This window comes from Stagnihabitans lacustris (genome assembly GCF_025950525.1).
Classification (GTDB): Bacteria; Pseudomonadota; Alphaproteobacteria; order Rhodobacterales; family Rhodobacteraceae; genus Stagnihabitans.
On the sequence record NZ_JAPDGS010000001.1, the window covers coordinates 622,387 to 641,646 of the forward strand.

At 64.8% G+C, this 19,260-nt stretch carries 17 protein-coding genes; 9 read left to right on the forward strand and 8 right to left on the reverse strand.

The genetic code is table 11. The features are described from left to right. Window positions 1–174: 174 nt before the first annotated feature. Window positions 175–537 (reverse strand): SUF system Fe-S cluster assembly protein, encoded by a 363-nt coding sequence (locus NX862_RS02975; RefSeq protein WP_264492381.1) that lies wholly within the window; start codon window positions 535–537, stop codon window positions 175–177. Between the two features lie 275 nt (window positions 538–812). Next, window positions 813–1,406 carry a single-stranded DNA-binding protein gene (gene ssb, locus NX862_RS02980; RefSeq protein ID WP_264492382.1) on the reverse strand — a complete coding sequence of 198 codons (594 nt, stop codon included), beginning with the start codon at window positions 1,404–1,406 and terminating at the stop codon, window positions 813–815. 236 nt (window positions 1,407–1,642) lie between these two features. Here ssb and NX862_RS02985 point away from each other — a divergent pair, with 236 nt between their 5' ends. Further along, complete coding sequence (locus NX862_RS02985; RefSeq protein WP_264492383.1) at window positions 1,643–2,251, forward strand: lytic transglycosylase domain-containing protein; 609 nt, start codon at window positions 1,643–1,645, stop codon at window positions 2,249–2,251. Between the two features lie 141 nt (window positions 2,252–2,392). Here NX862_RS02985 and NX862_RS02990 read toward each other — a convergent pair whose 3' ends face one another. The 6 genes from NX862_RS02990 to NX862_RS03015 form a co-directional block, all read right to left on the reverse strand. Continuing rightward, complete coding sequence (locus NX862_RS02990; protein ID WP_264492384.1) at window positions 2,393–4,474, reverse strand: dipeptide ABC transporter ATP-binding protein; 2,082 nt, start codon at window positions 4,472–4,474, stop codon at window positions 2,393–2,395. A 149-nt stretch (window positions 4,475–4,623) separates the two neighbouring features. Continuing rightward, window positions 4,624–5,784, reverse strand: coding sequence for an ABC transporter permease (locus tag NX862_RS02995; RefSeq protein ID WP_264492385.1), 1,161 nt, complete (start codon window positions 5,782–5,784; stop codon window positions 4,624–4,626). 1 nt (window position 5,785) lies between these two features. After that, a complete protein-coding gene (locus NX862_RS03000) occupies window positions 5,786–6,871 on the reverse strand; it encodes an ABC transporter permease (protein WP_264492386.1) in 1,086 nt (361 codons plus the stop codon). Between the two features lie 107 nt (window positions 6,872–6,978). After that, complete coding sequence (locus NX862_RS03005) at window positions 6,979–8,607, reverse strand: ABC transporter substrate-binding protein (protein WP_264492387.1); 1,629 nt, start codon at window positions 8,605–8,607, stop codon at window positions 6,979–6,981. Between the two features lie 301 nt (window positions 8,608–8,908). Continuing rightward, a complete protein-coding gene (locus NX862_RS03010; RefSeq protein ID WP_264492388.1) occupies window positions 8,909–9,688 on the reverse strand; it encodes an AraC family transcriptional regulator in 780 nt (259 codons plus the stop codon). A gap of 115 nt (window positions 9,689–9,803) precedes the next feature. Beyond that, entirely contained in the window at window positions 9,804–10,658 is an 855-nt protein-coding gene (locus tag NX862_RS03015; RefSeq protein ID WP_264492389.1) for a tRNA (adenosine(37)-N6)-dimethylallyltransferase, read from the reverse strand. Between the two features lie 101 nt (window positions 10,659–10,759). Here NX862_RS03015 and pyrH point away from each other — a divergent pair, with 101 nt between their 5' ends. The 8 genes from pyrH (at window position 10,760) to NX862_RS03055 (ending at window position 19,192) form a co-directional block, all read left to right on the forward strand. After that, window positions 10,760–11,488, forward strand: coding sequence for a UMP kinase (gene pyrH / locus NX862_RS03020; RefSeq protein ID WP_264492390.1), 729 nt, complete (start codon window positions 10,760–10,762; stop codon window positions 11,486–11,488). Window positions 11,489–11,592: 104 nt separating this feature from the next. Beyond that, the gene (gene frr, locus NX862_RS03025) at window positions 11,593–12,159 is read left to right on the forward strand and encodes a ribosome recycling factor (protein ID WP_264492391.1); all 567 of its coding nucleotides are present in this window, start codon (window positions 11,593–11,595) and stop codon (window positions 12,157–12,159) included. A gap of 4 nt (window positions 12,160–12,163) precedes the next feature. Next, window positions 12,164–12,895, forward strand: coding sequence for a polyprenyl diphosphate synthase (gene uppS / locus NX862_RS03030; protein ID WP_264492392.1), 732 nt, complete (start codon window positions 12,164–12,166; stop codon window positions 12,893–12,895). Further along, on the forward strand, window positions 12,892–13,662 hold the full coding sequence (locus tag NX862_RS03035) for a phosphatidate cytidylyltransferase (RefSeq protein WP_264492393.1): 771 nt from the start codon (window positions 12,892–12,894) through the stop codon (window positions 13,660–13,662). Before uppS ends, NX862_RS03035 begins: the two co-directional genes overlap by 4 nt. 1 nt (window position 13,663) lies before the next feature. Then, window positions 13,664–14,833, forward strand: a complete 1,170-nt coding sequence (dxr, locus tag NX862_RS03040) for a 1-deoxy-D-xylulose-5-phosphate reductoisomerase (RefSeq protein ID WP_264492394.1) — start codon at window positions 13,664–13,666, stop codon at window positions 14,831–14,833. Then, window positions 14,830–16,113: an RIP metalloprotease RseP gene (gene rseP, locus NX862_RS03045; protein ID WP_264492395.1), complete on the forward strand. Its 1,284-nt coding sequence runs from the start codon at window positions 14,830–14,832 to the stop codon at window positions 16,111–16,113. Before dxr ends, rseP begins: the two co-directional genes overlap by 4 nt. Before the next feature lie 101 nt (window positions 16,114–16,214). Then, on the forward strand, window positions 16,215–18,575 hold the full coding sequence (gene bamA / locus NX862_RS03050; RefSeq protein WP_264492396.1) for an outer membrane protein assembly factor BamA: 2,361 nt from the start codon (window positions 16,215–16,217) through the stop codon (window positions 18,573–18,575). Beyond that, window positions 18,575–19,192, forward strand: coding sequence for an OmpH family outer membrane protein (locus NX862_RS03055; protein WP_264492397.1), 618 nt, complete (start codon window positions 18,575–18,577; stop codon window positions 19,190–19,192). Before bamA ends, NX862_RS03055 begins: the two co-directional genes overlap by 1 nt. Window positions 19,193–19,260 lie beyond the last annotated feature (68 nt).

Here is a 19,260-nt window from a genome sequence, read left to right on the forward strand (position 1 = left end):
CAAATCAAGCCTTTTTGCCTGTTTCCTAAGAAATCAAGCCTTTAAACTTGATTTTTGCAAGATCAAGCCCCTTGGCTTGTTTCCGAAGCCCGAAGCCCGAAGCCCGAAGCCCGAAGCCCGAAGCCCGAAGCCCGAAGCCCGAAGCCCGAAGCCCGAAGCCCGGCCTCGGGGGCGCTACATGAACCCCAGTTCCAGCCGCGCTTCGTCCGACATCATTTCCATCCCCCAGGGCGGATCAAAGACCATGGAGACCTTGACGTCCTTGACCCCCGGCGTTGCCTCGACGGCGTTTTCGACCCAGCCGGGCATTTCGCCCGCCACGGGGCAGCCCGGCGCGGTCAGGGTCATGGCGATGGAGACCGCATTTTCGGTGTCGATCTCGACCGTGTAGACCAGGCCCAGATCATAGATATTCACCGGAATTTCAGGGTCATAGACCGTGCGGCACGCATCGACCACCGCGTCATACAAGGGATGATCGGTCGTCGAAGGGCGGATCAGGGGGGTGCCCTCAAGCGTTTCTGGCTGTTCGGTCATGGCGCGCTTCCAAGAGATGTTGAGAGTTTATATAGGGAATCTTGCGCCCAAGGTCCAGAGGCGCCTTCCACCAAGGCCGCCCGCTCCGTTCGGGCCCCGGCGCGCGGACCTCGCAGTCGGCAGGGCGCCCTTGGCCGCGCGGGCGGAAAGGGCCCAGTCGGCAGCCCCCCCCCTTGAGCCCCCCTCAAGCGTTCCCCCTGAAACGTTCCCCCTCCGGGAATGGCAAAATGCCCCGGATCATCTCCGGGGCATCCATCAGCCCAGTCGGGCCAGCATCAGAAGGGGATCTCGTCGTCGATATCGGACCGACCACCCGAGCCGCCACCCGAACCACCACCCGAGGACCGGCCGCCCTCTGCGCCGCCATAGCCGCCCTGGCCATAACCGCCACCCTGATAGCCGCCGCGGCCACCACCCGAAGACCCGCCACCCGAGCCCGCAGCAGAGCCGCCACCCGACCCGCCCTGATCCTCATAGCCGCCACGGTCGTCATAGCTCGCCCCGCCGCCGCCATCGCCGCGACCGCCCAAAAGCGTCAGCTCGCCGCGGAACCGCGCCACCACGACTTCCGTCGTGTAACGGTCGGCCCCGGATTGGTCCTGCCACTTGCGGGTTTCAAGCGCGCCCTCGATATAAACGGTCGAGCCCTTGCGCAAATATTGCTCCGCGATCTTGGCCAGGTTCTCGTTGAAGATCGCGACCGAATGCCATTCGGTCTTTTCCTTGCGCTCGCCCGATTGCTTGTCGCGCCAGGTTTCCGAGGTCGCAATCCGCAGGTTCACCACCTTGCCGCCATTCGAGAAGGTGCGCACCTCCGGGTCCCGCCCGAGATTGCCCACCAGGATCACCTTGTTGACCGATCCGGCCATGACATACTCCCTGTTTGCCCCCCTGCGGGACGATGGCCCAAGCTATGCCGCAGCCCGCGCCAAAGCGCAACCAAAGCCCTTGGGTGCCTGCGCCTAAACCTGTGCGCCGAGTTGCGCCGTTTTGGCGAAGTCTTGCCCCCCAAGGTGGGGCGCAAGGGCCCGGGGCTTGTCTGGCCGCGCAAAACCCCTATCTTGCAGGGCGCAGATGGACGGGACTGGATGATGAGGGCAGGCGGATGACCGGACCACGGAACGGCGCGCGCGGGGCGGCACTCTTTGTCGTGCTGGGTTTGGCCATGACCGCGCAATCCCATGCCGAGGGCCTGGTTCTGGGCGGCTCACGCGACCGTTCGGCGGTGTTCCGCAGCCAGGTTGCGCTTTTGGATGGCCGCTTGTCGCAGCAATATTCCGCCTCTGACCGGTTGAAGCCGGGGGCCGAAAAGGACAAGGACGCCACCAAGGTCGTCTATTCCGGCCGCTACCGGGGCGAATACCTGGATGTCGCCCGCGCCGCCGCCCGCAAACATGGCGTGCCCGAGGACCTGTTCTTGCGCCTTGTGCAGCGGGAAAGCGGCTGGAACCCGGGGGTTGTGTCCTCCAAGGGCGCCATTGGTCTTGCGCAGTTGATGCCCGGCACCGCCGATCTTCTGGCCGTCGATCCCAACGATCCGGCCGACAACCTGGACGGCGGCGCGCGCTATCTGGCGATGATGTATAGCCGTTTCGGGTCGTGGAAACTGGCACTGGCGGCCTATAACGCCGGGCCAGGCGCGGTCGAGGATGCCGGCAACGCGGTGCCCGACTATGAGGAAACCAAGGCCTATGTCGCGGCGATTCTCGGCTGAGACTGTCGGTTCCAAGGGCGCGGCGGCGGAGAGTCCGAGAGGGGCGCGCCCCTCTCGGCCAGGGGGTGCGGGGGGCGGGAGCCCCCCGCTTCCCGGAGTCCGAAGCCTGACATCAGCCCAAGTCGCACCGGGCTGAAAGCCTTATTCCGCCGCCGATTTGATCACCGGCTCCATCCCCGCCAGCACGTCGGCCGACAGGTGGCACTTGATCTGATGGCCGCCCTCCAGCGTCCGCATCGGCGGCATCTCGCGGTCACAAAGCCCGCCCGGAACTTGGCTTTTCCACCGGCAGCGCGTCTGGAACGGACAGCCGGGCGGCGGGTTGACGGCCGAGGGGATGTCGCCTTCCAGCACGATGCGCTTGCGGATCACCTTGGTGTCGGCGATGGGCACGGCGGACAGCAGGGCCTCGGTATAGGGATGATAGGGCGGCTGAAAGACCTGATCGGTCGTGCCAGTTTCGACCACATGGCCCAGATACATCACCAGCACCCGGTCCGACAGATAGCGCACGATCGACAGGTCATGGCTGATGAACAGCAGCGTCGTCTTGTTCTCGCGCTGGATGTCCATCAGAAGGTCGGTAACAGCCGCCTGAACCGAGACGTCCAAAGCGGACACGGGTTCATCCGCCACCACGACCTTCGCCCCCCCGGCAAAGGCGCGCGCGATGCCGACCCGCTGTTTCTGCCCGCCCGACAGCTGGCGCGGCATCCGGTCGGCAAAGGCGCGGGGCAGCTTCACCAGGTCCAGAAGCTCCAGCATCCGGTCTTCGCGCGCTTGGTCACTTGTGCCATAACGAAAGACCTCCAAAGCGCGGATCACCTGACGGCCCACGGTCATCGACGGGTTCAGCGTGTCAAAGGGGTTTTGAAACACCATCTGCACGGAACTGACCGTGTCGATGTTGCGCTTTTGAATCGGCGTCGACTGGATGTTTTCGTCAAACAGCATGATCGAACCGGAGGTCGCGGTTTCCAGTCCCATCAGCACCTTGGCGAAGGTCGATTTGCCGCAGCCCGATTCGCCGACGATGGCGAGGGTCTCACCCTCACGGGCCTCGAAACTTAGCGTCTCGTTGGCCTTGACGACCTTTTTCGCGCCGCCGCCAAAGGCCCCGGAAGAGAGGGCGTAGTATTTCTTCAGCTCCTCCATCTTCAGCACAACCTTGCCGATGGGGGATTTGGGCTTGGCGATGCGAGCGGCTGGCGGGGCGTTCCAGTCGATTTCCTTCCACTTCAGGCAGCGCGAGGCGTGGCGGTCGTCGCCCGGGATGGCATCCATGAGGATGGCCCCCGCATTGCAGCGCCCCGCTTCGAAATAGTCGCAGCGCGGGCCGAAGTTGCAGCCCTCGGGCCGTTCATGCGGCAGGGGGAAGTTGCCGGGGATCGAGATCAGGGGTCGCGCGTTTTTATCCGCGCCGGGCAGGGGGATCGACCGAAACAGCGCCTGGGTATAGGGATGGCGCATCTTGTCGAAGACCTGCACGACGTCGCCGGTTTCCACCGCCTCGCCGGAATACATCACGCACAGCCGGTCGCAGACATCCATGATCAGGCCAAGGTTGTGGCTGATGAACAGCATGGAGGTGCCGTATTTCTCGCCCAGTGCCTTGACCAGATCGACGATCCCGGCCTCGACCGTGACATCAAGTGCCGTGGTCGGCTCGTCCAGGATCAGAAGCGCAGGTTTGGACATCAGCGCCATGGCGATGACGATGCGCTGTTGCTGGCCGCCCGAAAGCTGATGCGGATAGGCGTTCAGGATGCGGTCGGGGTCGGGAAGGCGCACATCGGTGACGATCTGGCGGGCCAGCGCCCAGGCCTCATCCTTGGCCATGTTCTGATGGATCATCGGCACTTCGGCCAGCTGCGCGCCGATCTTCATGGCGGGGTTCAGGCTTGCCATCGGCTCTTGATAGATCATGGCGATTTCGCTGCCGCGGATCTGGCGGAGGTCCTCATCGTCCATGGTCACAAGGTCGCGGCCCTTGAACTTGATCGAGCCCGCGACGATGCGGCCGTTTTTCCCCAGGTCGCGCATGACGGCCAGCGCCACGGTCGATTTGCCGCAACCCGATTCCCCCACGAGGCCCATCGATTCCCCCGCCATGACCTTGGCCGAAAAATCCATGACCGCCGGGATTTCGCGCAGGCGGGTGAAGAAGGAGATCGAGAGGTTCTCGATTTCGAGGATGGGTTGGCTTGGGTCCCAAGTGGTCATCGGTGGCTCCTGATGGCTGCGGGCGGACCCGGGGGGTTCACACCCCCGGACCCGTTGCTAAAACCGGGGGTTTCACACCCCCGGACCCCCGTGGGATATTTATGAAAAGATGAAAGAGGGGTGGGGCGCCTGGGGTGGAGCGCGCTCTTTCAATCCTTCAGGCTTTCTTCGCGGAGGCCGTCGGCCAGGAGGTTCAGGCCGAGGACGAGGGACATCAGGGCCAACGCGGGGACCACGGCCGGGTGCGGGACCATCGACAGGATCTTGCGGCCGGCGTTGATCGTGGAGCCCCAGTCGGGGGATTCCGGCGAGACGCCCAGGCCGAAGAAGCCGAGCGTGCCGAGGAGGATGGTCGTATAGCCGATGCGCAGGCAGAAATCGACGATCAGCGGGCCGCGGGCGTTGGGCAGGATCTCCCACATCATGATGTAGGAGGGGGTTTCGCCCCTTGTCTGGCCTGCGGCCACGTAGTCACGCGATTTGATGTCCATGACGATGCCGCGCACGATGCGGAAGACCGTCGGTGCGTTGACGAAGACCACCGACACGAAGACGTTCAGAAGGTTCGGCTCCATCCCCCAGACGCCCAGCGGGTCCATGTTGAAGGCCAGGCCCGAATAGGCCCAAAGGCCGAAGACCAGGGTGACGCCGACGTAAAGGTTCCGGCGCGGCGGGTTCGTGCGGTAGCGGCCATTCAACAGCACGGCAAAGAAGATCACCGGGAAGATGAACAGGACGGCCGCCAGATAGACCGGGATGCCGGTGTTGCGGATCTCGGGCGTGACGAGGAGGTAAAACAGCAAGATGACCGGGAAGGCCAGCACGAGGTTGGCCGCAAAGGACAGGCCGGTGTCGAGTTTGCCGCCGAAGTAACCGGCGGGCAGGCCCAGCGTGATGCCCACGAGGAAGGCAAAGGTCGTGGCTGCGGGCGCGATGATCAGCACCTGACGCGCACCGGCCACCATGCGGGAAAACACATCGCGCGCCAGGTGGTCGCCGCCCAACAGGAACCAGCCATAGGGCGAGCCTTCGGGCGTGGGGGCTCCGGGCAGGGGGTTTTTGGCATTGCCGAACTGCGCCAGCGGGTCCAGCGTCTGAATCATCGGCGCAAAGAACGCGGTAAAGACCCAGAACATCACGATGGCAAAGCCCATCATCCCCACAGGGCTGTCAAACAGCTTGCCGTAAAGGCCCAGGCGGCGCTTGAAGCGGATCGAGGCCACGAAGGTCACGGCCAAAGCCGCCCAGACCGGCCAGAATTGCTTGATGATCAGGCCGATGATCATGGGCCAGGAAAGCATGTCGGGCATGTCAGCTCAGCCTTATGCGGGGGTTGAGGAAGACATAGCCGATGTCGGAAATCAGCTGCGTCACGAGAACGACAAAGACGGCGACAACGGAGCAGCCGAGGAGCATCTCGATGTCGTTGTTGCCGGCGGCGGTGACGAGGGTCCAGCCGAAGCCCTTGTAGTTGAACAGGGTTTCGGCAACCACGACCCCGTTCAACAGCCAGGGGAACTGCAGCATGATGACGGTGAACGGGGCGATCAGCGCGTTCCGCAGCGCGTGTTTCATGACCACGTCGCGAAAGCGCACGCCCTTCAGCCGCGCGGTGCGGATGTATTGCTGGGTCATGACCTCGGTCATCGACGCACGGGTCATGCGGGCGATGTAGCCGATGCCATACAAGGCGATGGTCATGACGGGCAGGGTGAAGTTCCAGAAGGTGATGTCGTCCATCGCAGAGGTCGCGGTGCCCTGGAACAGGATCTTGCCCTCGATCACGCCCCATTGGTTCAACAAAGGCGACAGGCCGGTCATCGGCGAGGCCAGCAAAGCCACCAGGATCACGCCCGAGACATATTCCGGCGTCGCGGTCGAGGCGATGGAAAACGTCGACAGCACGCGGTCGGTGCGCGAGCCCTCTCGCATCCCGGCCAGCACGCCGATCACCAGCGAGACCGGCACCATGACCAGCATGACCGCCAGCATCAGCCAGCCGGTTGCGGCCAGTTTGCCGCCAAGCTCGCTTAGCACCGGTTGTTTGAAGACGGTGGATTGGCCCCAATACCCTTGGAAGACGCCGCAATAGGTCGCGGCAAGCGCCGGGTCGTCGCCTTGGGCGATGCAGCGGCCGCGGGTCACGGCCTTTTCATCGGTATAGGTCCAGCCCGGCACCACGCCCAGCCACTGCGCATAGCGGCCAAAGACCGATCCGCCATGGCCGTTCTGTTCGATCCAGGCCGCCACTGACTCGTCGGTCATGCGCACCGATCCTTCGGAGCGCGCCAGCTTTTCCAGGTTGGGCGGCAGGTTGGTCAGGTAAAAGACGACGAAGGTCAGGACCAGCGCCGTCAGCGCCATGACCCCAAGTCGCCGGAGGACGAATATCAGCATCCTGCTCTCCTCATGCCGGGTTCACCAGCCATGACGGTTCCTCCGGCAGTCACCGGATAGAAAAAGGGCGGGGATGCGCAAGGCCCCCCGCCCCGATGACGTCGAACTTATGCCAGCGACCACTTGAAGTGGTGATGCTCGAAGGCCGGGTGCATGTCATAGCCCACGACATTCGACTTCTGGTGGTGATAGAGCGAACGCCAGTAGGGCTGGATGATATAGCCCTCGTCCTGCAGGATCTTTTCCATCACGGCCATGACTTCGCGGCGCGCATCGGCATCGGCCAAGGACTTGGCCTTGACCATGGCGGCGTCGAAATCGGCATTGGCCATGCCCGTCTCGTTCCAGGACCCGGTCGAGGTATAGGCATAGTCCATGTTCTGCACGGCCAGCGGGCGGTGGTTCCAGGTGGTCGAGGAGAAGGGATACTTCTGCCAGTCGTTCCAGAAAGTCGAGCCCGGCATGACGGTCCGCTTGACGTTCACGCCTGCGTCGCGCAGCTGGGCGGCCACCGCGTCGGTCGTGTCCAGCTCGAAGCCGCCATCCAGCGAGATCAGCTCGAATTCGGCATCGGTCAGGTTGAACTTGGCCAGCACATCCTTGACGCCGGCCTTGTCAAAAGTCTGGGCCGGCAGTTGCGCATATTCCGGGTGGATCGGGCCGGCATGGTGGTTTTCCGCCGTGGTGCCCAGGCCCTTGTAACCCAGGTCCAGGACGACTTTCGGATCAACCGCGCGCTGCAGGGCCGAACGGACTTCCCTTTCCTTGTAAAGCTCGGAGCCCGAGTTGAAGCGGCAAACGATGGTCGACATCGTCACGGCCTCGACCTTGGTCCAGCCCAGGCCGTCCATCTGCGCGATGAAGTCGCCGGTGGTTTCATAGTTGGCGTCGATTTCCTCGGACCCGGCCAAAGAGACCATGGCCGAAGGATCGGTGCCGAAGTCGATATAGTGGATCTCGTCCAGCGGCGCGGTGCCACCCCACCAGGTGTGGTTCGGCGCGCGGACCAAGGTGGCCTTTTGGCCGACGGCGATTTCGCCCGGCACATAGGGGCCGGTGCCGATGGGCGCAACCGAGGGATCATCGCCGTCCTTGAACGACTTGTGCACGATGGCCGCCGGATAGTCCGAGACCGCCGCGATGATCGCGATGTCCGAGGCGTTCATCTTCAGCGTGATGGTGTAATCGTCGACCTTGACGATAGAGTCGGCGCGCAGGGTCTTGGTCGCTTCGTCCACCAGGCCCGGGAAGCGCGAGGCCATGGCATTGCCCTCGACATTGCCATCCGCCCAACGGGTGAAGTTGAAAATCACGTCATCGGCGGTGAAGGCATCGCCGTTGTTCCAGGTGACGCCCTGACGCACTTTCAGCGTGTATTCGGTGGCGTCGGCATTGGCTTCCCAGGATTCCAGCAAGCGGCCTTCGAAAGAGCCATCGGGGTTATACTGGACCAGATATTCCAGCCAGCCGCGATAGATGTTGGCGATCTGCGGCCAGTCGGCCAGGCGCGGGTCCTTTTGCGCCTTCACTTCCATGCCGACGCGCATGATGCCGCCGACCTTGGCGTCTTGGGCCACGGCCGGGGCAGACAGGCCCAGCAGACCATAGGCGGCGGTTGCGGTCACGCCCAAGGCGGTGACGCGGGTCATGAACTCGCGGCGGTCCAGCTTGCCGGCGCGGACTTCGTCCAGATGCATGGCGGCTGCGGGATGCAGGCCCATCGTGGTATCTTTCATCAAACTCTCCCTGTCAGGCCCGGGCCTTTGGCGACCCGGTGCTTGGTTCTGGCCTTGGTTTTGGCGAGGACCCTTCCATGGGGTCCCTTGCAACCGTATTCGGCCCCTTTTTCGACGCGGCGTCAACGGTTGGTTTCGCCGCATGGGGGCTCATTTGCGACATCGGTTGGACGCCTTGCCGCTGCATGAGCAAATGCCGCACCGCAGCAGGGGCGGCTTTTGATCAAAGCTTGGCGGTTCAGGGGCTTGTGGGCCGTCCTGGGGCGACCAACGGGCCTCCGTTACAACGGAGGCGAATCGTTCACTGGCTGCGGCGGAAGGCGGTGGGCGAAGCCCCCGTCAGGTGCTGAAACGCGCGGGTGAAATAGGCGGCCGAGTGAAAGCCCAGGCTCTCGCCGATCTGGTTCACCGGCAGTTTCGTTTCCGCCAACATGCGCCGCGCCTCAAAGATGCGGCGGTCTTGCAGCAGGTCGATGGCGCTGCGCCCGCAGGTCTGGCGACAGCAGCGCGTCAGATGGGTGGCCGTCACGCCCAGTTCGGCCGCAAGGTCGCCGACCCCCGCCCCGGTGCGAAAGCGTTCCTCCATCAGCTTGGTGAATCGGCTGACAAGCTTCTTGGCGGCATCGGGTTTCAGCGTCTCGCCCGATTTGGCGGCTTGGCGTTCGATCCAGACGGCCAAAAGCCCCAGATGCGCCCGCGCCGCCTTGTCATGGCCGGGGGTGTCGGTGTCCAACTCGCGCTGGATGGCGTCCAGCGTCACGTTCAGCTCTTGCTGGGCGTGAACCTCGCGGATGCGCAGATGCAGCGGATCGGCGGGAAGGTCCAGGTCCTCTTTCCCGAAAAACACCGCCGTGCCAAAGACTTGGCCGCCGACCTCAAAGCCGTGCATGACGCCTGCGGGGATATAGATGCCATTGTGGGCGGTATAGCCGCGGGTCTGGCCTGCGATGGTGATGCGGCCCTGGCCCTTGGTGAACCACAGGAAACAAGCCTCTGACAGGGACCGCATCGCCTCGACCCGCCAGCGGCCGCCGGCGGCAAGTCTGGGAATGGCGACAAGGCGGAAAGTGGGGGTGGTCATGATGGCTCGCATTCTCGTGAGCCCTACCGATAGCAAGGCATGGCCGCAGTCCCAAGCGAAAAAAGTGGCGAAAGAAGGGCGCGGGTGCAACCAGAGGCGGAATGACGCCCAGACGTCACCCGGGGGTCACAGGTTGCCAGTCGCCCATGCGGGCCCGAAACCAGGTGCGCTGACGCTTGGCATATTGGCGCGAGGCCAGGGTGGCGGCCTCTTGCGCCTGGGGCAAGGTCATCCGGCCCTGCAGATGCGCCACCAGTTCGGGCGCGCCGATCGCCCGCGCCCAGGGAGCCAGGGGCTCCCAATGGGACAGGGCCAAACGCGCCTCTTCCAGCGCGCCTTCCTCCAACATGACGGAAAAGCGCCGGGCAATGCGGGCGTCCAACCAGGGGACCGAGGGGCGAAACACCAGCGCCTCGGCGGCCCCCACCGGCACCAAAGGCGCCGGTGTCTGGGCCTGCCACCAGGCCAGACCGCGCCCCGTGGCGGTCAGAACCTCCCATCCGCGCTGCACCCGCATCGGGTTCTTCAGGTCGGTTTTCGCCGCGGTCTCGGGGTCAAGCCCCGCCACCATCGCCGCGAAATCCCCAAGCCGCAAAGCATCGCCCTGCGCGCGCACCTCGGGCGGCACGGGGGGCACCTCAGCCAGCCCCTCCGTCAGCGCCATGAAATACAGGCCCGTCCCGCCGACGATCACCACCGGCTGATCCAGCAGGCCCGCCACATCCCGCAGCCAATCGCCCACCGAATAGGCCACGCGGCCCACATGGCCATAAAGCGCATGGGGCGCGCGCGCCTCTTCGGCCACCGAGGGCCGCGCCGTCAGCACCCGCCATTGCGCGTAAACCTGCAAGGCATCGGCATTGACCACCACCCGCCCATCGCGCGCCGCCAGCTCCAGCGCCAGGGCTGACTTGCCGCTGGCCGTCGGCCCCGCGATCAGAACCGGCCTTTCGCGCGAAATCTCTTTCATACTGACCCAAATATCTCCGGGGGTGTGGGGGCTGGCCCCCACACGGTTGATCCTGCCGCGGTTTTGGCCCATTTTGCGGCGAAATCCAATGAGGGGCCGCCATGACCGATACCGACCACAAGATCACCTACAACCGCGTCATGCTGAAAATCTCGGGCGAGGCCCTGATGGGCGACCAGGGCTATGGCCTGCACCCCCCCACCGTGCAACGCATCGCCGAAGAGGTGCGTTCGGTCCGCGACCTGGGTGTCGAGATCTGCATGGTGATCGGCGGCGGCAATATCTTTCGCGGGTTGCAGGGCAGCGCCCAGGGGATGGAGCGCACGACGGCCGATTACATGGGGATGCTGGCCACGGTGATGAACGCGCTGGCCATGCAAGCCGCGCTCGAATCGCTTGGCGTGTTCACCCGGGTCATCAGCGCCATCCCGATGGATCAGGTCTGCGAGCCCTATATCCGCCGCCGCGCCGTCCGCCACCTGGAGAAAAAGCGCGTCTGCATCTTTGCCGCGGGCACCGGCAACCCCTATTTCACCACCGATACCGCGGCGACGCTGCGCGCCAACGAGATGGCCTGTCAGGCGGTCTTCAAGGGCACCAAGGTGGATGGCGTCTACAACAAGGACCCCAAGAAACACGCCGATGCCGTGCGTTATGACACGGTCTCTTATGACGAATGTCTGGAAAAGAACCTTGGCGTGATGGATGCCACCGCCATCGCCCTGGCCCGCGACAACAAGTTGCCCATCGTGGTCTTTTCGCTGGACGAGCCCGGCGGGTTCCGCGCGATCCTTTCGGGCCGCGGCACTTATACCAAGGTCGGCGGCTAAGCCCCCTGCACATTTCCTGCAAGCGCCCCCGCTATACCTGCGGGGCGCTTTCCCCTATAGAACGGAAAACGCCCCCGGCAGAGGGGCAAACGCATGAGGACACCATGGCCCAGGACGATCTGGATATCGACACCGTTGCGCTGCAGCGCCGGATGGATGGCGCGCTGAATGCGCTGAAAAACGAATTTGCCTCGCTGCGCACGGGCCGCGCCTCGGCCTCGATGGTCGATCCGATCCAGGTCGATGCTTACGGCCAGATGACGCCGATCAACCAGTTGGGCACCGTCAACGTGCCCGAACCGCGGATGGTCGTGATCAACGTCTGGGACAAAGGCATGATCTCCAAGGTGGAGAAGGCGATCCGCGAGAGCGGGCTTGGCATCAACCCCGTCACCGATGGCCCGCTGATCCGCCTGCCGATCCCGGAGCTGAACGAACAGCGCCGCAAAGAGCTGACCAAGGTCGCCAGCCAATATTCCGAACATGCCAAGGTCGCCGTCCGCAACGTGCGCCGCGATGGCATGGACCAGATCAAGAAGGCCAAAGCCGCCGGCATGGGCGAGGATGACCAGAAGATGTGGCAGGACGAGGTTCAGGAGATGACCGACAAATGCATCCTGGTCATCGACAAGATGCTGGAAACGAAATCCGCCGAGATCATGCAGGTCTGAGCCCGTGACCGCAGCCTCAGCCCTTGGGGGGCGCCCCGCCGAACATGTCGCCATCATCATGGATGGCAATGGCCGCTGGGCCACGAACAAGGGGTGGCCGCGGCTTGTCGGCCACCGCAAGGGCGCCGAGCGCGTCAAAGAGATCGTCCGCTGCGCCCCCGACCTGGGGATCAAGTGGCTGACGATCTATGCCTTTTCCACAGAAAACTGGAAGCGGTCGACCGAAGAGGTCCTTGGCCTGATGTCGCTGTTTGCCCGCTATATCGAGGATCAGGCCGACCGCCTTGCCGCTGAATCTGTGCGGATGCGGTTCATCGGGGATCGGTCGAAACTGGACAACCGGTTGCAAAAACTGATGGCGGGGATCGAGGCGCGGACCTCGGTTTACTCGCGCCTGAACCTGACCATCGCGATCAATTACGGCGGCCGCGATGAACTGCGCCGCGCGGTGGCGGGGATTGCGGCCGATGTGGCGGCGGGGCATCTGGCGCCCAGCGATGTGAGCGAGCAGCTGATCTCGTCGCGCTTGGACACCGCCGCCTTGCCCGACCCCGATCTGGTGATCCGCACCAGTGGCGAGACGCGGACGTCGAATTTCCTGCCCTGGGCTGCGGCCTATGCCGAATATGAATTCACCCCGACGCTGTGGCCCGATTTCTCGCCCGAGGAACTGGCCCGCATCGTCTCGCGCTTTGGCAACCGCGAAAGGCGCTTTGGCGGGGTGGTTTCGGCATGAGGTCAAACCGCTGGGCTGACCTGGGCGTCAGGCTGGCTTCGGGCCTTGTGCTGGCGGGGCTTGGGGTCCTGTCGGTCTGGGCGGGGGGGCTGACCTTTGTCCTGATGACCACGGCGATCTTTGCGCTGATGGCCTGGGAGCTGGCGGCCTTGACCGATGCGGACCATGCGCCCTCGCGGCTGTTGGTGGCGGGACTGGGGGCAGGGGGCATCCTTGCGGCGCAATGGGGGCTTTGGCCGGCGCTTTTGGCGGCGCCCTTGGCCCTGGCCCTGACCCCGCGCCGCGATGGCAGGCTTTTGGGGCTTTATGCCGCGGTGATGCTGTTTGCAGCGCATCATTTCATCGAGCTGGATCAGCGCGGCGCGATCCTGGTGGCTTGGATCGTGCTGGTCGTCGTGGTGTCCGACATCATGGGCTATTTTGCCGGTCGCCTGCTGGGGGGGCCAAAGTTCTGGCCCAAGGCCAGCCCGAAAAAGACCTGGTCGGGCACGGTGGCGGGCTGGGTCGGCGCGGCCTTGGTCGGGCTGGGGCTGGTCATCACCGGCCATGGAACGCCCGCGCTTGTGCTGCTGTCGCCGCTGGTGGCCTTTGCCGGCCAGTTGGGCGACATCGCCGAAAGCCTGTTGAAGCGGCGGGCGGGGGTCAAGGACGCGTCCAACCTGATCCCCGGACATGGCGGCGTGCTGGACCGCTTTGACGCGCTGATCGGCGCGGTTCTGGCGGTTTGGGTCTGGGGGCTGGTCCTGCCCCTGCCGATCGGAGGCTGACATGCGCAAGGTCTCGGTTCTGGGCGCCACGGGGTCGATCGGGGAAAGCACCTTTGATCTGCTGAAGGATGCCGATGTCGCGGTCGTGGCCCTGACCGGCGGCCGCAATGTCGCGCGATTGGCCGCTCAGGCCCGCGCGCTGCGGGCAGAGGTTGCGGTGATCGCCGATGAGGCCTTGTTGCCCGACCTGCGTGCCGCGCTGACCGGCACGGGCACCGAGGCCGCAGCGGGCACCCAAGCGGTGATCGAGGCCGCAAGCCGCCCGGCCGATTGGGTCATGTCGGCCATCGTGGGGGCCGCGGGTCTGGCGCCGGGGATGGCGGCTTTGGCCACGGGGGCGACGCTGGCCTTGGCCAACAAGGAAAGCCTGGTGACGGCGGGCCCCCTGATCCTGTCCCATGCCGCCCAGCATCAGGCGCGCATCCTGCCTGTCGACAGCGAACATTCCGCCATCTTTCAGGCGCTGGCCCATGAGGATCTGTCCACCGTCACCCGCATCCTGCTGACCGCCTCGGGCGGGGGGCTGCGGGATTGGCCTTTGGAACGGCTGGCCCGCGCGACGCTACAGGACGCCTGCACCCATCCCAACTGGGCCATGGGCCAGCGCATCACCATCGACAGCGCCTCCATGTTCAACAAGGCGCTGGAGGTGATCGAGGCGCGGGAATTCTTTGGCGTCACCCCCGATCAGATCGAGGTCGTGATCCATCCCCAGTCCATCATCCATTCCGCGGTGGAGTTTCAGGACGGCGCCATCATGGCCCATATGGGCACGCCCGACATGCGCCATGCCATCGGTTACGCGCTGAACTGGCCCCACCGCGCAGCCCTGCCGGTGAAGCGGCTGGACTTTGCGACGCTGGGCGGGCTGACCTTTGCGGCGCCCGATCTGACCCGCTATCCGGCGCTGCGTCTGGCCCGTGAGGTCATGGCGGCGGGCGGGCTTGCGGGCGCGGTCTTCAACGCGGCCAAGGAAAGCGCGCTGGATCATTTCATCGCGGGGACCCTGGGTTTCCTGCAGATGGCGGACCTGGTGCAGGCGACCTTGACCGCGCTGTCCCGCGAAAGTGATTTTCACCAAAGCCCCAAGGGGCTTGCACAGGTGCTGGCGATGGACCATCTCGCCCGCAAGACCGCGCATCAGATCGCGGCGGAATGGGGGCGGGCATGATCGGCATATTGTGGTTTCTTCTGGCCATCGTCATCATCGTGACGGTGCATGAATATGGCCATTACATCGTGGGCCGCTGGTCGGGCATCAAGGCCGAGGTCTTTTCCATCGGATTCGGGCCCAAGCTGTTTTCGCGGGTCGACCGGCATGGCACGCGCTGGCAGGTGGCCGCGATCCCGCTGGGCGGTTACGTCAAGTTCAAGGGCGACGCCGATGCGGCCTCGGCGCCCGGCGATGTCTCGGGACTCTCAGATGCCGAGCGCCGCCAGACCATGCAGGGTGCCCCTTTGTGGGCGCGGTCCGCCACAGTCCTGGCCGGGCCCTTCGCCAATTTCCTGCTGTTCTTCGTGATCTTTGTCAGCGTCATCTTCGCGCAGGGGCTGGCCACCGACGAGGTCCGCATCGGCAAGACCACGGAATTGGGCGCGATTTTTCAGGCCGGCGACCGCATCGTTTCGGTCGATGGCCAAGAGACCCCGGATTTCGCCGCTTTTTACGAGGTCGCAGGCACGCTGACCGGCAAGGCCCAGGTCGCCTATCAGGTCGAACGCGCGGGCCAGACGCTAAGCCTGACTGGCCCCAACCCCCTGCCGCCTTTGGTCGGTGAAGTCATGCTGAAATCGGCCGCGATGGAGGCCGAGATGCAGCCCGGCGACATCATCTTGCGCGCCGCAGGCCAGGACATCGCCAGTTTCGACCAGCTGCCCGATATCGTGAAGGCCAGCGATGGCAAGCCGGTCGAACTGACCATCCGCCGCGCCGATCAGACCTTTGATCTGACCATGACCCCGCGCCGCATGGACCTGCCCAAGGCCGAGGGTGGGTTCGAGACCCGCTGGCTGATCGGCCTGTCGCCCGGCGCGCTGTTTGAACCCGAGACGCGGACCCCGGGCCTGTGGGAGGCCTCGACCCTGGCCGTCACGCAGGGAATCACCGTGATCCGGGTGAACCTGGAGGGCATGGTGGCCATGGTGGCGGGCAAGATATCGACCTGCAACCTGTCCTCGCCCGTGGGCATGGCGGGGGCCGTGGCGGCCGCGGCCGAGGTGGGGTTCGACCGCTTCATCCAGACCGTCGCGGTCTTTTCGCTGGCCATCGGGCTGCTCAATCTGTTCCCGATCCCGGTGCTGGACGGCGGTCATCTGGTTTTCCATGTTTATGAAGCCCTTACCGGCAAGCCGCCCTCGGACCGTGTCATGCAGGTCCTGATGACGGCGGGGATGGCGCTTTTGCTGGGCGTGATGCTCTTTGCGCTGTCGAACGATCTTTACCGCTGCTAGGCACTTATCCACAGGCAAAGCTGGCCTTCCAGCGCCCTCATTTTGACAAGCCCCGGGGAAGGGGCTAGTCAGACAGGAATTGGTTGGGGCGGAATGCGATGATGACGCGGAATATCGGTGTGACGGGGCGCTTGGGCGCGGCGGTTGCGGTTGTGGCTCTGTTGGGGCTGACGATCCCGGATTATCCGGTCTTTGCGCAGACGGCCGAGGATCTGGGCCTGTCGATGGGCCTGCCCGATCAGCAGGCCGCCCCCCCGGTGGCCGAAGTGCCGCAGGGCTTCACGGTGCAAAGCCTGGCGATCAGCGGCAATCAGCTGGTGGATGGCGCCACGATCACCGCATTTCTGGCGCTTCCCAAGGGCGAGGTCAGTCAGGGCCAGCTGAACGACGCCTGGCAGCGCATCTTTGCCTCGGGCCTGTTCCGGTCGGTGCAGTTGGTGCCGCAGGGGTCCACCCTGCGCGTCGATGTCATCGAAAACCCGATGATCGGCGAGGTCGATTTCCAGGGCAACAAGCTGGTCAAGGACGAAGAGATCCTGACCGTGGTAAAACTGGCCGGCCGTCGCATCCTGTCGGTCGCCCAGGCCGAGGCCGATGCGGCCGCCATCACCGACCTGTATCAGTCCAAGGGCCGCACCGCCGCCCGCGTCACCCCCAAGGTGATCCGCCGCAGCGGCAATGTCGTCGACCTGGTCTTTGAAATCGTCGAAGGCGACGTGAACGAGATCGCCGAGATCTCTTTCGTCGGCAACCAGGCCTTTTCGGATTACCGCCTGCGCCAGATCCTGAACACCAAACAGGCCGGCATCCTGCGCCGCCTGATCCAGCGCGACACCTATAACGAAGACCGGCTGGAGCTGGACAAGCAGCTTCTGGCCGACTTTTACCTGTCGCGCGGCTATATGGATTTCCGCATCCTGGACGCCTCGGCCAGCTATGCCCGCGAACGGGATCGGACCTTCCTGTCCTTTACCATTCAGGAAGGCCAGGCGTTCAAGATCGGCGCTGTCACCGTCACCTCGGAAATCGAGGGGCTTGCGGCCGCCGATTTCGACCGCGCCCGCAAGCCGCGTGGCGGCACGGCCTATTCGCCCAACACGGTGCAAAACACCGTCGAGGCGATGGAGACCATTGCCCTGCAAAACGGGCTGAACTTCGTCACCGTCGATCCCCGCATCACCCGCAACGACGCGGCCGGGACGGTCGATGTCAACTTCGTCCTGATCAAGGGTGAGCGCGCCTTTGTCGAACGCATCGACATCGAGGGCAACACGACCACGCTGGACCAGGTGATCCGCCGCCAGTTCCGCACCGTCGAGGGCGACCCCTTGAACCGCCGCGACATCGCGCAGGCGGCCGAACGCATCCGGGCGCTGGGGTTCTTCTCCGGTGTGGCCGTGACCCAACAGCCGGGCCGCGCGCCCGACACCGCTGTCGTCAAGGTCGAGGTCGCCGAAGAGCCGACCGGGTCGCTGACCCTTGGGGCGGCCTATGGGCGGTCGTCCGGTTTTGGCCTGAACGTGGGCTTTGCCGAGCGCAACTTCCTGGGCCGTGGCCAGGGGCTGACGATCAACATCCAGTCCGGCGCCGACAATGTCGACAGCCGCATCGACTTTACCGAACCGGCGCTTTTGGGGCGTGATCTGTCGCTGGGGCTTTCGGCGTCCTATAACACCACCGAACATGCGACCAACGCGAATTACGACACGGCCATTGCGTCCTTCTCGCCCAGCCTGACCTTCCCGATTGCCTCGACCACAAGGCTGCGGCTGAACTATCGCATCGCGAACGAGACGATCGACAACATCGACGGCGCCTCGTCGATCCTGAAGGCCGAAGAGGGCGGGCGTTGGGCCTCGTCCTTGGGCTACAGCCTGATCTGGGACACCCGCGGCACCGGTCTGAACCCCAAGGGCGGCACCCTGGTGCAGTTCGGCCAGGACTTCACCGGCATCGGCGGCGATGGCCAGTCGATCACGACCAACCTGCGTGCGCTGACGGAAACCAAGGTCTTCAACGACGACGTGACCTTGCGCGCCACGTTTGAGGGCGGGGTGGTCTCTTCGCTGGGCGACACGGGCAGCCGGGTCATCGACCGCTTCTCCGGCAGCGGCAAGATCCGTGGCTTCGAGGTTCGGGGCCTGGGTCCGGTGCAAAGCGGCGAGGCTTTGGGCGGCAACCTCTTTGCCGTGGCGAAACTGGACAGCGAATTCCCCCTGGGCCTGCCCGAGGAATATGGCATCACCGGCGGCGCCTTTGTCGATGTGGGCTCGGTCTGGGGTCTGGATGATACGGGCGGCGGCACGGTGGACGACAGCTTCAAGCTGCGGTCCGTTCTGGGCCTGTCGCTGTTGTGGGACACGCCGATCGGGCCTTTGCGCTTTGACTTCACCAAGGCGCTGAAGAAAGAGGACTCCGACAAGGAGCAGAACTTCGACTTCTCGATCACGACGAAGTTCTGATGCGCCTGGGGCTCCGCAGCCTGGTGGCGATTGTTGCGGGGCTGCTGGCCTGGGGCACGGTGGCCCCGGCCCAGACTGAACCGACCCAGACTGGCCCATCCCAGACTGGCCCATCCCCGGCGGCTCCGCTTCCCGCGCCGCAGATCGCCACCCTGGATCAGGACCGGCTTTACACCGAAAGCCGCTTTGGCCGCGCGCTGGAGGCCAAGGCCCAGGCCGCAAGCCAGGCTCTGGCCACCGAAAACCGCCGGATCGAGGCGGAGTTGTCGACCGAAGAGGCCGAGTTGACCCAGCGCCGCCAGGGCCTGACGCCGCAGGCGTTTGAACCCTTGGCCAAGGCCTTTGACGCCAAGGTCGAGAAGGTCCGCGCCGATCAGGCCGCCAAGGTCGAGGCGCTGAAGACCGAGCGGGACGCCGACCGCAAGGCGTTTTTCCAGGCTGCGGTTCCGATCCTGGCAGAGCTGATGGGCCAGATCGGCGCCTATGCGATCCTGAACAAAGAGGCGGTGATCCTGTCCTTTGACTCGATCGACCTGACCGACCGCGCCATCGCGGCGCTGGACGCGCGCCTGGGCGACGGCACCGGCCCGCGTGAGGCTGTGCCCCCCGCGCCCTGACCTCCTCTCCACGCCCATACCCCCGGCCACGCGGTCGAACCAAAGCGCCGGGCGGCTCTGTCTCCGCT